General features: G+C 72.4%; 11 protein-coding genes. 6 read left to right on the top strand and 5 right to left on the bottom strand.

Annotated features, from left to right (window positions below; all coding sequences use genetic code 11):
* Positions 1-306: 306 nt before the first annotated feature.
* Positions 307-867, bottom strand: coding sequence for a hypothetical protein (locus tag ACFWWR_RS10545; protein ID WP_384302830.1), 561 nt, complete (start codon positions 865-867; stop codon positions 307-309).
* Between the two features lie 55 nt (positions 868-922).
* Positions 923-1,588, bottom strand: coding sequence for a bifunctional DNA primase/polymerase (locus tag ACFWWR_RS10550; RefSeq protein WP_384302832.1), 666 nt, complete (start codon positions 1,586-1,588; stop codon positions 923-925).
* Positions 1,589-2,081: 493 nt separating this feature from the next.
* Here ACFWWR_RS10550 and ACFWWR_RS10555 point away from each other — a divergent pair, with 493 nt between their 5' ends.
* The 4 genes from ACFWWR_RS10555 (at position 2,082) to ACFWWR_RS10570 (ending at position 7,916) form a co-directional block, all read left to right on the top strand.
* Entirely contained in the window at positions 2,082-3,605 is a 1,524-nt protein-coding gene (locus tag ACFWWR_RS10555; protein WP_383862478.1) for a PP2C family protein-serine/threonine phosphatase, read from the top strand.
* Between the two features lie 94 nt (positions 3,606-3,699).
* Positions 3,700-5,166 (top strand): aminopeptidase P family protein, encoded by a 1,467-nt coding sequence (locus ACFWWR_RS10560; protein WP_384302834.1) that lies wholly within the window; start codon positions 3,700-3,702, stop codon positions 5,164-5,166.
* Between the two features lie 53 nt (positions 5,167-5,219).
* Complete coding sequence (locus tag ACFWWR_RS10565; RefSeq protein ID WP_383862472.1) at positions 5,220-6,596, top strand: PLP-dependent aminotransferase family protein; 1,377 nt, start codon at positions 5,220-5,222, stop codon at positions 6,594-6,596.
* A 90-nt stretch (positions 6,597-6,686) separates the two neighbouring features.
* On the top strand, positions 6,687-7,916 hold the full coding sequence (locus ACFWWR_RS10570) for an MFS transporter (protein WP_384302836.1): 1,230 nt from the start codon (positions 6,687-6,689) through the stop codon (positions 7,914-7,916).
* Here ACFWWR_RS10570 and ACFWWR_RS10575 read toward each other — a convergent pair.
* The 3 genes from ACFWWR_RS10575 to ACFWWR_RS10585 all read right to left on the bottom strand — a co-directional run bounded on the left by ACFWWR_RS10575 (position 7,891) and on the right by ACFWWR_RS10585 (position 10,229).
* Positions 7,891-8,730, bottom strand: coding sequence for a triphosphoribosyl-dephospho-CoA synthase (locus ACFWWR_RS10575; protein WP_384302838.1), 840 nt, complete (start codon positions 8,728-8,730; stop codon positions 7,891-7,893). The genes ACFWWR_RS10570 and ACFWWR_RS10575 overlap by 26 nt on opposite strands.
* Positions 8,731-8,733: 3 nt before the next feature.
* Positions 8,734-9,678: an intradiol ring-cleavage dioxygenase gene (locus ACFWWR_RS10580; protein ID WP_383862463.1), complete on the bottom strand. Its 945-nt coding sequence runs from the start codon at positions 9,676-9,678 to the stop codon at positions 8,734-8,736.
* 95 nt (positions 9,679-9,773) lie between these two features.
* Complete coding sequence (locus ACFWWR_RS10585) at positions 9,774-10,229, bottom strand: ATP-binding protein (RefSeq protein WP_384302840.1); 456 nt, start codon at positions 10,227-10,229, stop codon at positions 9,774-9,776.
* A 231-nt stretch (positions 10,230-10,460) separates the two neighbouring features.
* Here ACFWWR_RS10585 and ACFWWR_RS10590 point away from each other — a divergent pair, with 231 nt between their 5' ends.
* Entirely contained in the window at positions 10,461-11,309 is an 849-nt protein-coding gene (locus ACFWWR_RS10590; protein ID WP_383862457.1) for a hypothetical protein, read from the top strand.
* A gap of 211 nt (positions 11,310-11,520) precedes the next feature.
* Entirely contained in the window at positions 11,521-12,261 is a 741-nt protein-coding gene (locus ACFWWR_RS10595; protein WP_383862454.1) for a YcnI family protein, read from the top strand.
* The last annotated feature ends 29 nt before the right edge of the window (positions 12,262-12,290 follow it).

The raw sequence follows: 12,290 nt of genomic DNA on the forward strand, positions 1-12,290 counted from the left end.
CCCGGGGGTCGCGCGCCGCGGGGGGGGGGGACTGACCACCGGGCTGGTAACGCGGTGTTTACGTGGGAGCTGCGGCTCGCGAGGTGGTCCGCCGCACGGGGTCGCGCCGGAATCAGCGGCTCCGCTCACAACTCCCGTTCCCGGCAAGCCAGTCGGTGTCCGAATAGCCGAGCAGAAACAGAGATCGAATTTGCGAACAGCGGATCTCTTGTTACCGTCTCAGTAGCCCGGTTGCTGGTGCATCCCCCGTCGCCAGCAACCGGGCCTTTTCATGTCCGCGTGCTCTTTACGCAACGGCGTCATGCGTCAACTGCCCGTAGCAGCAACCGAGTTGCTACCGGATCGCAGCAGCAGTGGCCCGTCCCCGGCCCGCGCCGCGAACTCCGCGACCGCCGTGTACCCGTCCGGCTCTCCCCGGGTGTGCTCCCGGGGCGTCTCACAGGTCTTCGGCTCGTCCCCCGCGCCCACCGCGCAGTGCATCTGCACGGTGCGTCCGCCGGGCCCCATGAGGCTCAGTACGGAATCCAGCGCGCCGCCGGTCGCATTGCGGTAGTAGGTCCGCGCCCACGTCCGCTCACCCTGCGTCAGCACACACGTCTGCGCCTCGACGCCGTCGGGGGAGGTGAGTTCGGGACCGCAACGGGCGGCGGTGGCAAGACCGAGACCGAGCAGCGGGGAACCGGTGGACGGGGCGGAGGGAGCCTTGGCGTCGTCGGGTGGGGCGGAAGGACGTACCGCGTCGGGTACGAAAGAGCCACGTGCGGGCGAGCGCCCCTCGTCGCCCACCTGTCCCGCGGACGCCATGGCCAGCGGCAGCGCGACCGCGCATGCCACGACGCCCGCGAGGGCGAGCAGACGAAGGTTCATGGACCGGAACATAGCCAGTGGGGCGGGCGTCCGGTTCCGCCCGCGCCCGACACCCCTACAACTCGGGTGCGCTCACACCCGTACGAGTGAGGGCCTCGACCACCGCGTCCACCACGGCCTCCACGTCGGGCACCCACGGGGAGGCCGAGCCGGGCAGCGGAGCGCGCTCCCAGCGGATCTCACCGTGGCCGGTCTCGGAGGGGGGCAGGGCCAGATAGCCGCCCTCGCCGTGGAAGCGGAGGGAACCGGGGACGAAGTCCTTGGCGTACAGCAGTTCGCCCAACTGCTCCAAGGAGTACGGCTTCACGAGCAGCGCCCACCGCGTGGGCGAGGCGACGACCGGGCCGAGGCGCATGCCCTTGCGGTCGAGCACGGCGAGGGCGCGGGCGGCCGCGGGCGCCGGCAGGCTGACCGCGCAGGGCGCGCTCCCTCCGGTGGCCAGGACGATCGGCGCGGCGGGCCGGTTGGCCCACCACCAGCGCACCATGCGCTCGTCGGTGGTGGCCGCGAGGAGGCCGGGGTCGAACGGGTGGGCACCGGGCACCGTGCACTCGGGGTCGGGGCAGCCGCAGCGGGCACGCCCCTGCGGGTCAGCCGCCACGCCCGGGAGTACGGGCCACTGCCACTGGGTCGCGAAGGTCAGGGCCGCGCTGATCAACTCAGGCCTTCCGTCGCTGCGCTGGGACAGGAGCCTGCGTCGCTTTCCGAGGATCTCGCGCATGAGCGCTCGTTCCTTTCCGTTGCACCGCTGGCAACACCGAGGACCACATCACACCATGTGTCGATCACTTCACTGTGCGTACCTGTTGGCGCATCACACCCCTGTCCGAGACAGGGGGAACCCCTATGGGCCGAACGTTGAGCTGCATCCGCGGCAGCCTCGCCCACACTGCGGTCTATCAGAAGCACGGGCCTGGCGTGGGGTGGCGAAGTCTGGCGTTTGCCGTCGCACGTAGTTCTCTTCGCCTCCGCCGCGGGAGGATGGGGCTCGGTCGTCGGTGGCTAAGACGCCCGGGTCCGTCGCCAGGTTCCGGGTGATTCCCAACCACCCCTGGCCTTCTCCGAGTACGTACCCATCACGACCGCTGTGACGCTCTGTGGAGCAAGGCCAGTCGACCGCAACAAGCCGTTACCCGAGTCAGTTTTAGGCCAAGTTTGTCTTTTGGCAAGTGCGGCACTGATGACCCACGGACACCAGGAATCCCGGCAGGACAATGCTGGACATCCCCTCACGAGTGCGTGTACATGTGGAGACACTGCTAGCGGCGCAGAATGACATGGGGGTTTGCGATGCTTTTGAGCAATACGCACCGGTCGGAAAGCCGGACGCCATGAACGCCCCTCACCCTCCGAAAGTGGCTGGAATCGATTCAACGGTTCCCTCGCCAGCACACACTGTCGCGCCCGCGCCTTCCGTCTCGGGTACCTCGGCGGTTCTCTCACCAAACGCGCCGGGTGCGCTGCTTCAGGACCGGCTCGCCGGCTGGGTCTCGGACCTCACGACCCTGCACGAACTCACCGAACGGCTGGCCCGCACGGACGCGCTGTCCGAGGCCCTGCAGGAGCTGCTGCACGCCGGAGCCGCCCTGGTGGGCGCGCGCCGCGGACTCGTCGTGCTGGAACCGGGCGACGGACTCGGCCCCGACACCACCATCGGCCTGGGCCTCGCCCGCGCCGACCTCGGCCACATCGAGACCGTGCCGCGCAGCTCCCTGTCGTACGGCCGCATCCTCGACGGACTTCCCGGCGGTGACGGCGAGATCGCCCAGCCCGACCTCTTCGCCGAGGACGGCCTCGACCCGCGGCACCGCGAAGTCGCCGCCCGCCTCGGCTACGCCGCGAGCTACGCGCTGCCCCTGACCGCGGACGCGTACACCGAGGGCGCCGGCCGGATCGGCGCCGCCGTATGGCTCTACGACGAGCCCGCGGAGCCCGCCGAACGTCAGCGCCACCTGGTCGGCCTGTACGCGCGCTACGCCGGCGAGCACCTGGCCCGGCTCCTGGAAGTCGAACGCACACGCGCGTGCATGGCGACGATCGCCGAGGAACTGCTGCCGTCCCGCCTCCCCCGCGTCGCCGGAGTACGGCTCGCCGCCCGGCACCGCACCGGCCCACGCGGCGGCGGCGACTGGTACGACGCGCTGCCGCTGCCGGACGCCGCGCTCGGCCTCGCCGTGGGCTCGGTGACGGGTTCCGGGCCCAGCGCGATCGCCGCGATGGGACGGCTGAGAGCGTCCCTGCGGGCGTACGCCGTGATGGAGGGCGAGGACCCGGTCGCCGTGCTGTCCGACCTGGAACTGCTGCTCCGGCTCACCGAGCCGGCCCGCTCCGCCACCGCCCTGTTCGCCTACTGCGAGCCCGCGCTGCGCAAGATCACGCTGGCCGGTGCCGGGCACTGCCCGCCGCTGCTGGTCGGCGCGCGGCGTACCGAGTTCGTGGAGACCTCCGTGTCGGCGCCGCTCGGGATGCTCGCCTGCTGGGAGGCGCCGAGTGTGGAGTTCCAGGCGGAGGCGGGCGAGACCGTTCTGCTCTACACCGACGGGCTGCTGCACCGCACCGGCGACCCCACGGACCGCTCCTTCGCCCGGCTGCACGCGGCGGCGGCCGGCGTGCCCAGGGCGCTGCGGCGCGACCCCGAGGCGATCGTCGACCACGTGCTGCGGACCGTGCTGCCGGACGGGCGGGACGAGGCGGACTCCGAGGAGGACGTGGTCCTGTTCGCCGCTCACTTCGAGTAGCCGCCCATGAAGCTCTCGGTAACAGGTCTTCCGCCCCTGGGCCCCCTTCCGTACGACCGTACGATGGAGGGGGTCCAGTGCCGTATCGAGGAGGATGACCGTGGCCGAGGAGCTCACCCCGGAGACCCCGGAGACTGAGTCTGAAGAGCCGATCAAGCAGCGGAAGAACGGCCTGTACCCGGGCGTGTCCGACGAGCTTGCCGAGAACATGAAGTCCGGCTGGGCCGACACGGAGCTGCGTGACCTGGAGCCGATCGCCCAGGCCGCCGAGACCGCCGCCCGCCGTGCCGCGCTCTCCGCCCGCTTCCCCGGCGACCGCCTGGTGATCCCCGCGGGCAACCTGAAGACCCGCTCGAACGACACCGAGTACGCCTTCCGCGCCTCGGTCGAGTACGCCTACCTCACCGGCAACCAGACGGAGGACGGCGTCCTCGTCATGGAGCCCGTCGCCGGCGGCCACAAGGCGACGATCTACCTCCTTCCGCGCTCCGACCGCGAGAACGGCGAGTTCTGGCTCTCCGGCCACGGCGAGCTGTGGGTCGGCCGCCGCCACTCCCTCACCGAGGCCGAGAAGCTGTACGGCATCCCCGCCTCCGACGTGCGCGAGCTGGCCGACCGGCTGCGCGAGGCCACCGGTCCGGTGCGGGTCGTGCGCGGGTACGACGCCGGCATCGAGGCCGCGCTGACCGACAAGGTCACCGCCGAGCGCGACGCCGAGCTGCGGGTGTTCCTCTCCGAGGCGCGGCTGGTCAAGGACGAGTTCGAGATCGGCGAGCTGCAGAAGGCGGTCGACTCGACCGTCCGCGGCTTCGAGGACGTCGTGCGCGTTCTGGACAAGGCCGAGGCCACCTCCGAGCGGTACATCGAGGGCACGTTCTACCTCCGCGCGCGCGTGGAGGGCAACGACATCGGCTACGGCACCATCGCCGCGGCCGGTCCGCACGCCTGCACGCTGCACTGGGTGCGCAACGACGGGCCGGTGCGCTCCGGTGACCTGCTGCTGCTGGACGCGGGCGTCGAGACGCACACGTACTACACCGCCGACGTCACGCGCACGCTGCCCGTCAACGGCCGGTTCAGCGAGATCCAGAAGCAGATCTACGACGCCGTGTACGACGCCCAGGAGGCCGGTATCGCGGCGGTGAAGCCGGGCGGGAAGTACCGGGACTTCCACGACGCGGCGCAGCGGGTGCTGACCGAGCGGCTCGTGGAGTGGGGTCTGGTCGAGGGGCCGGTCGAGCGGGTGCTGGAGCTGGGGTTGCAGCGCCGGTGGACGCTGCACGGCACCGGGCACATGCTCGGCATGGACGTCCATGACTGCGCCGCCGCGCGCGTGGAGTCGTATGTCGACGGCACGCTGGAGCCGGGGATGGTGCTCACCGTCGAGCCCGGCCTGTACTTCCAGGCCGATGATCTGACGGTGCCGGAGGAGTACCGGGGGATCGGTGTGCGGATCGAGGACGACATCCTGGTGACGGAGGACGGCAACCGGAACCTTTCGGAGGGGCTGCCCCGAGAGTCCGACGAGGTGGAGTCCTGGATGGCGTCCCTCAAGGGCTGAGATTCGTCCGCGGGTAGTTCGTGGCTGGTCGCGCCCACGCGGCGGAGCCGCACATGTCACAGCCCCGCGCCCCTGAGGGGGTGGGGGTGGACCTGCATGTGCAGCTCCACGTCGGGGAAGGGCGCCGCGCCGGGCTGGAGCGTGCCCTTCGCGATGCCGTGCGGGACGGGCGTCTCGCGCCCGGGGCGCGGTTGCCCGCGACCCGGCGGCTCGCGGGTGAGCTGGGCATCTCGCGGGGGACGGTGAAGGCGGCGTACGACCAGCTCGTCGCCGAGGGGTATCTGACCGCGCGACAGGGGTCGGGTACCCGGGTGGCCTCGCTGCCCGCCGCCGACGCCGAGACACCGGAGGCCGCCGCACGCGCGCGTGTGCCGCGTCTCGATCTGCGGCCGGGGAGCCCGGACGTGGGGACGTTTCCGGCGGCGGCCTGGCTGCGGGCGCTGCGGCGCGCCATCGCGACGGCGCCCTCACGGGCGTACGACTACGGCGATCCGCGCGGGCGGATCGAGCTGCGGACGGCGCTGTCGGGGTACCTGGGGCGGGCGCGCGGGGTGATCGCGCCGCCGGAGCGGATCGTGGTCACCTCGGGGTACGTGCAGGGGCTCTCGCTGCTCACGCGGGTGCTGGAGGGCGGCACCGTCGCCATGGAGGATCCCGGGCTGCCCTTCCACCGGGAGGTGGTGCGGCGGGGCGGCGGGCGGGTGGTGCCGGTGCGGGTGGACGAACGGGGCGCTCTCGTCGAGGACTTGGGAGAAGCCTCGGCCGTCGTCGTCACGCCCGCGCACCAGTACCCGACCGGCGTGACCCTGCATCCTGAGCGGCGGCGGGCGCTGACCGACTGGGCACGCGCGCGTGGAGGGCTGATCGTCGAGGACGACTACGACGGTGAGTTCCGCTACGACCGGCAGCCCGTGGGCGCGCTCCAGGGGATGGCGTCCGGACACGTGGCGTACCTGGGCACCGCCTCCAAGACGCTCGGGCCGGCGCTGCGGCTCGGGTGGATGGTGCTGCCGCCCGATCTGGTCGACGCGGTCGCCGACGCCAAGCTGCACAGCGACCATCACACCGAGTCCATCGGGCAGTTGGCGCTGGCCGAGCTGATCGAGAGCCATGCGTACGACCGTCACGTGCGCGCGTGCCGGTTGCGGTACCGGCGGCGCCGGGACCAGCTCCTGGACCGGCTGGGCGCGCGTCGGCGGGTACGCGGCATCGCGGCCGGGCTGCACGCGCTGGTGGACGTGGACGACGAGGCGGCGGCGCTGGCACGCGCGGAGGCGGAGGGGCTCGCCGTGGGGCACCTCGGGGAGCACTGGCACACGCCGGGCGTCGAGGGGCGGACGCAGGGGCTGGTCGTGGGGTACGGGACGCCTCGGGAGCGGGCGTACCCGCAGGCGCTGGACGTGCTGACGAAGGTTCTGGACGAGGGCTGAACCAGCCACTCGGGAGTCCTGGATTGGGCCACTGAAAGGCCTTCCTATTGGGCCTGCCCAGGGGTCCACCGCGCTTCTAGCGTCGTTGGCATGACGAACTCACTCGTCCCGCCCGCGGGGCCGCAACGCGTCCTGGCCCTGGCCCAGTTGACCAACTCCGTCGGTGACGGCGCCTACTACGTGACGTCCGCCCTCTACTTCACCCATGTCGTCGGGCTCGCCCCCGCGCGCGTGGGGCTCGGGCTGACCGTCGCCTGGGCGGTCGGCTCACTGGTGGGGGTGCCGCTCGGGCGGCTCGCGGACCGGCGGGGGGCGCGCGGTACGGCGGTGCTGCTGGCGCTGGCGACCGGGCTGGCGGTGGCGTCCTTCCTCATCGTCCGGGACTTCGTGCCGTTCGTCGTGGCGGCCTGCGCCTACGCCTCAGCCCAGTCGGGACTCGCCGCCGCCCGGCAGGCGCTGCTCGCGGGGCTGGTGCCGGCCGGGGAGCGGACCGGACTGCTCGCGCATCTCCAGTCGACGCTCAACGCCGGTCTGGCGGTGGGCGCGGGCGTGGGCGGGCTCGCGCTGCACGCCGGGACGCGGGCGGCGTATCTCGGGGTGTTCGCGCTGGATGCGGTGAGCTTCGTGGTGTGTGCGGGGCTGCTGGTGCGGTTGCCTGCGGTGGTGCCGGTGCACAAGGGCCGTGGGAAGCGCCGTGATCCCGGCGTACTGCGCGACCGCCCCTACGCCCTGCTCACGCTCCTCAACACCGTGCTCCTGCTGCGCATGCCGTTGCTCAGCCTCGGGCTGCCGCTGTGGATCGCGGAGCGCACGGACGCCCCGGCCTGGCTGGTCTCCGCGCTGTTCGTGCTCAACACCGGGGCGGTGATGGTGTTCCAGGTGCGGATGGCGCGCGGGGTCACAGGCATCGCGTCCGCCACGCGTGCGGTGCGGCGGTCGGGGTGGGTGATGCTGGCGGCATGCGCGGTCTTCGCGCTGTCGGCGGGCGCGTCGCCGTGGCCGGCGGTCGGTGCGCTGGTCGTCGGTGCGGTGCTGCAAGTGGCCGCCGAGATGGGGCAGTCGGCCGGTTCCTGGCAGCTGTCCTTCGAGCTGGCCCCGGCCGACCGCGTCGGCGAGTACCAGGGCTTCTTCGGGACCGGCGTGACCGTGGCCCGGACCCTGGGCCCGCTGGTGCTGACCTCGCTGCTGCTCGGGTGGGGGACGGCGGGGTGGCTGCTGCTCGGCGGAGCGACGCTCGTGGCGTCGTACGCGATGGGCCCGGCGACCCGCCGGGCCCATGCCTCCCGGACGGACGTCAGGCCGCCCGCACCGGTGAACTGACCCGCACCGGAAGCGAGTCCAGGAACAGCGCCCCCGCCAACAGCCCCGCACTCCCCCTCGGGCTCCACACGCGCGCGTGGAGGTCGGCGTCGAGGGCGTACAGGGCTTCGCGGCCCGCGTCCGTCGCCGTGCCGCCCGCTTCCAGGATCCCGCGGGCGCCCGCCTGGACATGCCGCAGGCCGACCGGGCCCGCGGTGTGCAGGAGTTCGGTGTCCTGGAGGGTGGACATCACGGTGAGCAGGGCGTCGAGGCGGGCCTCGTCCTCTCCGGCGCCGGCCGAGCGGGCGGCTGCAAGGGCGTCCAACGCCCGCCGTACGTGCGGGAATCCGGCCCGGGCCTCGCCGCGCGCCCCCGCGGCACCGTACGTCGCCGAGATCGACGAACCGCGCGAGGGCCGTCGCGGGGCCCGGCGGTCCGGGTGCGCGGCGATCCGCTTGGCGGTCGCGGCCAGCTCCTTCGCACCGGCAGTGGGTTCGAGGGCGGCCGCGGCGACCAGCAGGCCGAGCGCCCACAGGGCGCCGCGGTGGCCGCCGCCGGCGAGGCCCACCGAGTGCTCGGTGCAGCGGCCGATCGCGCCCAGTTCGGTACGCAGCTGGGGCGTGGGCTCGCCCGTGCGGCGGGCCGCGGCGGCCATCGCCACGAGGCCGGGCGCGAGCGCCTTGGCGGACCAGCGCAGGGCGCGGTGGTCCACCCGGGTGGTTCGGGCGCCCAGGTCACGCGGGTCGGGCAGGCCGGGCTTGGGGGCGAGCGCCAGCTGCCCGGTCAGCGCGTCCACGGCGGCCTGGGCCAGCGCGTCGTCCTCGCGGCTGTTCATGCGTTACGAGGACGCCGTGGCCGACGGGGAGGCGCCGTCGCTCGGCGGGGTGCCCGTCGGGGCGTCGCCCGGGGGTGTACCGCCCTCGCCGCCGCCTCCGCCCGCGCCGGTGTTCTCGGCGTCGGGGTCCACGCCGAGGGTGAGGGAGCCCTTGTAGCCCTTGGACGGGTCGCTCTTGTGCACGGCCTTGAGAGTGAGCAGGCCACTGGACGCGCCGCCACCGTCGTAGACCATGTCGTCGGCGAGCTCGGTGTAGGTGCCGGAGTGCTTCGCGTACGGCTCCAGCGTGAAGATCTCCTCGGCGATCTCGTCGGCGAAGAACAGCTGTCCGGTGTGGTTGACCTTGCCGCCCTCGTAGGTGCCGTCCTCCTTCTCGCCGCCCGTGTGCACCTTGAGGTGGATGTGGCAGGTCCGCGGGGTGTACCAGCCCGGGAAGATCGTCTCGAACTTGACGACCCCGTTGGCGTTGGCGATCTGGTAGCCGCGCAGATAGGTGTCGTCGTCGGCGGTCGAGCCGTCCTCGCTCTCGGCGGGCGCGGAGCCTCCGGGGTTGGCGGTGGTGTACCCGGAGTAGTAGCCCCAGGCGTCGCAGTGCCAGATCTCGACGGCCGCGCCGGGCACCGGGGTGCAGCCGTCGGTGGCGTCCACGACGGTGAGGCGCAGGGTCAGCGGGACACCGCTCTTGCCCTCGGTGATGTCCTTCCGCACCAGGGCGCCGTCGAGGTAGTACGGCCCCTCGGTGACGCTGGACATCAGGGTCATGCACGCACTGCTGGTGGAGGTCGCGGAGGCGGTGGCGGTGGCCTCGGCAGTGGTCGTCGCGTCGTCGGCGAAGGCCGACTGGTACCCGGCCACGGCGAGACCACCGGCCGCGACCGTGCCACCGGTCACCACGAGGGCGCGGCGCCGGGTGATGGAGGTGTCTTTGTGGTTTCCCGTCATGTCCATGAACGTAGGAGTGACGTCCGTCAGGAAGCTGAGCCGACGCTGTGCGCAAGCTGAGAATGCGTGTCACGCCTCTTCAGGTGTCCGGGCGGTGGGCGCTACACCGCCATCAACGGCGCGTCCTTCTTCCACTTCAGGATCTTGTCGAAGCTCACCACCGCGCCCCGCCGGCCGGGCTTGTTGCCGATGTGGACGTGGTCGGCGAGTTCCTCGATGAGACACAGACCGCGGCCGTTCTCGTCCTCCACCGGCGCCGGAAGGGCCGGCAACCGGGGCAGGGCGGCGGAGAAGCCGGGGCCCGAGTCTGCGACCTCGATGCGGCACTTCTCGCCGTCGAGGTAGGCGGTGACGCGGTACGCCTGCGAGGAACCCTCGTGCCCACCGTCCCCGCCGTGCTCCACGGCGTTCGCGCAGGCCTCACTGAGCGCCAGGGAGAGGTCGTAGGAGATGTCGGGATCGACACCCGCCGTCTCCATGGTGCCGAGCAGCAGCCGCCGGGCGAGCGGAACGCTCGCGGCCTCGCGGCGCAGATGGAGTGACCACCAGATGCTCATGCTCCAGCCTCCTGGCCGCGGCTCGACATACCGTTACGTATTGCCGCGAGTACACCGGTGTAAGCACACAGTTGACGTGATGCCGCCCATATGGCGGATGCGCCGACGACGGCCATCGGTGTATGTGGGGCGCCTTGTGGCAGAACGTGACCTTCCGGCCGTACACCGCGTACGTCATCTTGTGGACCTGCCGTATGGGGGTCATAAGGCCAGTGCGATGATGAGCCCGCCATGACTGCCCCCCACCCACGTACGGCGCGTGCCGGAGGCGACCTCCGGGTGCTGCGGGCCGCGGTGTTCGCCGCGGTCTGTGTCGTGCTGGCCGCGGCCGGTCACGCCCTCGCCTCCTGCGCCACGGTTCCGCTGTGGACGCTGGGCGCGGGTTTCCTGGGGGCCGTCCTGGTGGTGGCACCACTCGCCGGACGCGAGCGTTCGCTGCCGGGCATAGCCACGCTGCTCGCGGTCGGACAGACCGTGCTGCACGTGCTGTTCGGGCTGGGGCAGCACGGGACGACGGCCGCCGCGGCGGCGGGTACGGCCACCACGGCCTCGTCGGTGTCCGACGCCTCCCTGGTCGAGCAGGCCGCACGGCTCGTCTGCGGGACCACGGCGGCGGCGCTCAGCCCCGCGCAGGCCCACAAGATCCTCGTCGACGCTCGGCTCCACCCGAGCGCGGGCGTTCCTCCCACCACGACGCACCACCCGGCGGACGCCCTGTCCACCGCGGCCGGGTCCGCCATGTCGCTGCTGCCTTCCCTGCCGATGCTGCTCGGCCACGTCCTCGCGGGACTCGCCGCGGGATGGCTGCTGCGCCGGGGGGACATGGCGCTGCTGCGGCTCGGCGAGATGTCGGCACTGTCGGCGCACTCGGTCGCCGAGGGAGCGCTCGTGCGGTCCCTGCGCGGGGCGCTCGCGCTGGTGCGTGCCCTGCGTGCCGGGCTGCCGGGCGCGCCCGAGGCCGGTCCGCGCATCCCGCGCACGGCCCTGCTCGCGCCGCCCGCCCCCCACACCACCGCGCTCCAGCACACTCTGATCCGGCGGGGCCCGCCGGCCGCCGACGCGCTCTTCCTCGCCGCCTGACGCGACACGACCTGTGCTCCACCTCCTTCGGAGGACCCTCTCCTGAGGACCCTTCTCGTGAGGAACCGTGGGGAGGGCCGCCGTCGCGCGGCGCGCGTGTACTCGTGCCTTTGAGCGACCGCCCGTCGACGGGTGATCGCTGACGCACGCGCACGCGTACCCCTCTTCATCACCGGAAATCCGGAAAACCTCTCGGAGTGGAGTGCTCCCCATGAAGGCTTCTCGCCTCGCCGCCGTCGGCGCCGTCGCCGCCTCTGCCGTCGTCGTCCTGTCCTCGCCCGCGTTCGCACACGTCAGCGTGCAGCCCGAGGGCACCGCCGCCAAGGGTGGTTACGCGGTCGTCGACTTCAAGGTCCCCAACGAGCGCGACGACGCCTCGACCACCAAGCTCGAGGTCAACTTCCCGACCGACCACCCGATCGCCTCCGTGATGCCGGAGCCGATGGCCGGCTGGGACATCAAGGTCACCAGGTCCAAGCTCGACAAGCCCCTCGAACTGCACGGCAAGCAGATCACCGAGGCCGTCACCAAGGTCACGTGGACCGCCGACGGCAAGGGCATCGAGCCCGGCTACTTCGAGAAGTTCCCGGTCTCCGTCGGCGCGCTGCCCGAGGACGCCGACGAACTGGTCTTCAAGGCGATCCAGACGTACTCCAACAAGGAGGTCGTCCGCTGGATCGAGGAGCAGCAAAAGGGCGCGGAGGAGCCCGAGAACCCGGCACCCGTGCTGACGCTGTCCGCCGCGGCGGAGGACGGGCACGCGCACGACTCCGCGGCCGGCGACGACGCCACCGAGGAAGCCTCCGACGCCGAGGCCGCCGCCGCCGACACCGCGGCCCCCGCCGACAGCAGCGACACCACCGCCCGCGTCCTGGGCGTGGTCGGCATCGTCATCGGCGTGGTCGGCGTGGCGTACGGCGTGCTCGCCGGGCGTCGGCGCACCGACGCCTGAGGTCCACCGTCCGGCCGGTACCGGGGTTC

The organism is Streptomyces sp. NPDC058678, from assembly GCF_042714835.1.
Taxonomy (GTDB): Bacteria; Actinomycetota; Actinomycetes; order Streptomycetales; family Streptomycetaceae; genus Streptomyces.

Bases quoted from the DNA above. Each gene is read 5' to 3' on its own strand.
- ACFWWR_RS10590 (WP_383862457.1), top strand. From the start codon at position 10,461: ATGACTGCCCCCCACCCACGTACGGCGCGTGCCGGAGGCGACCTCCGG.
- ACFWWR_RS10555 (WP_383862478.1), top strand. From the start codon at position 2,082: ATGCTGGACATCCCCTCACGAGTGCGTGTACATGTGGAGACACTGCTA.
- ACFWWR_RS10575 (WP_384302838.1), bottom strand. From the start codon at position 8,730: ATGAACAGCCGCGAGGACGACGCGCTGGCCCAGGCCGCCGTGGACGCG.
- ACFWWR_RS10545 (WP_384302830.1), bottom strand. From the start codon at position 867: ATGAACCTTCGTCTGCTCGCCCTCGCGGGCGTCGTGGCATGCGCGGTC.
- ACFWWR_RS10550 (WP_384302832.1), bottom strand. From the start codon at position 1,588: ATGCGCGAGATCCTCGGAAAGCGACGCAGGCTCCTGTCCCAGCGCAGC.
- ACFWWR_RS10595 (WP_383862454.1), top strand. From the start codon at position 11,521: ATGAAGGCTTCTCGCCTCGCCGCCGTCGGCGCCGTCGCCGCCTCTGCC.
- ACFWWR_RS10580 (WP_383862463.1), bottom strand. From the start codon at position 9,678: ATGGACATGACGGGAAACCACAAAGACACCTCCATCACCCGGCGCCGC.
- ACFWWR_RS10565 (WP_383862472.1), top strand. From the start codon at position 5,220: ATGTCACAGCCCCGCGCCCCTGAGGGGGTGGGGGTGGACCTGCATGTG.
- ACFWWR_RS10570 (WP_384302836.1), top strand. From the start codon at position 6,687: ATGACGAACTCACTCGTCCCGCCCGCGGGGCCGCAACGCGTCCTGGCC.
- ACFWWR_RS10560 (WP_384302834.1), top strand. From the start codon at position 3,700: ATGACCGTGGCCGAGGAGCTCACCCCGGAGACCCCGGAGACTGAGTCT.
- ACFWWR_RS10585 (WP_384302840.1), bottom strand. From the start codon at position 10,229: ATGAGCATCTGGTGGTCACTCCATCTGCGCCGCGAGGCCGCGAGCGTT.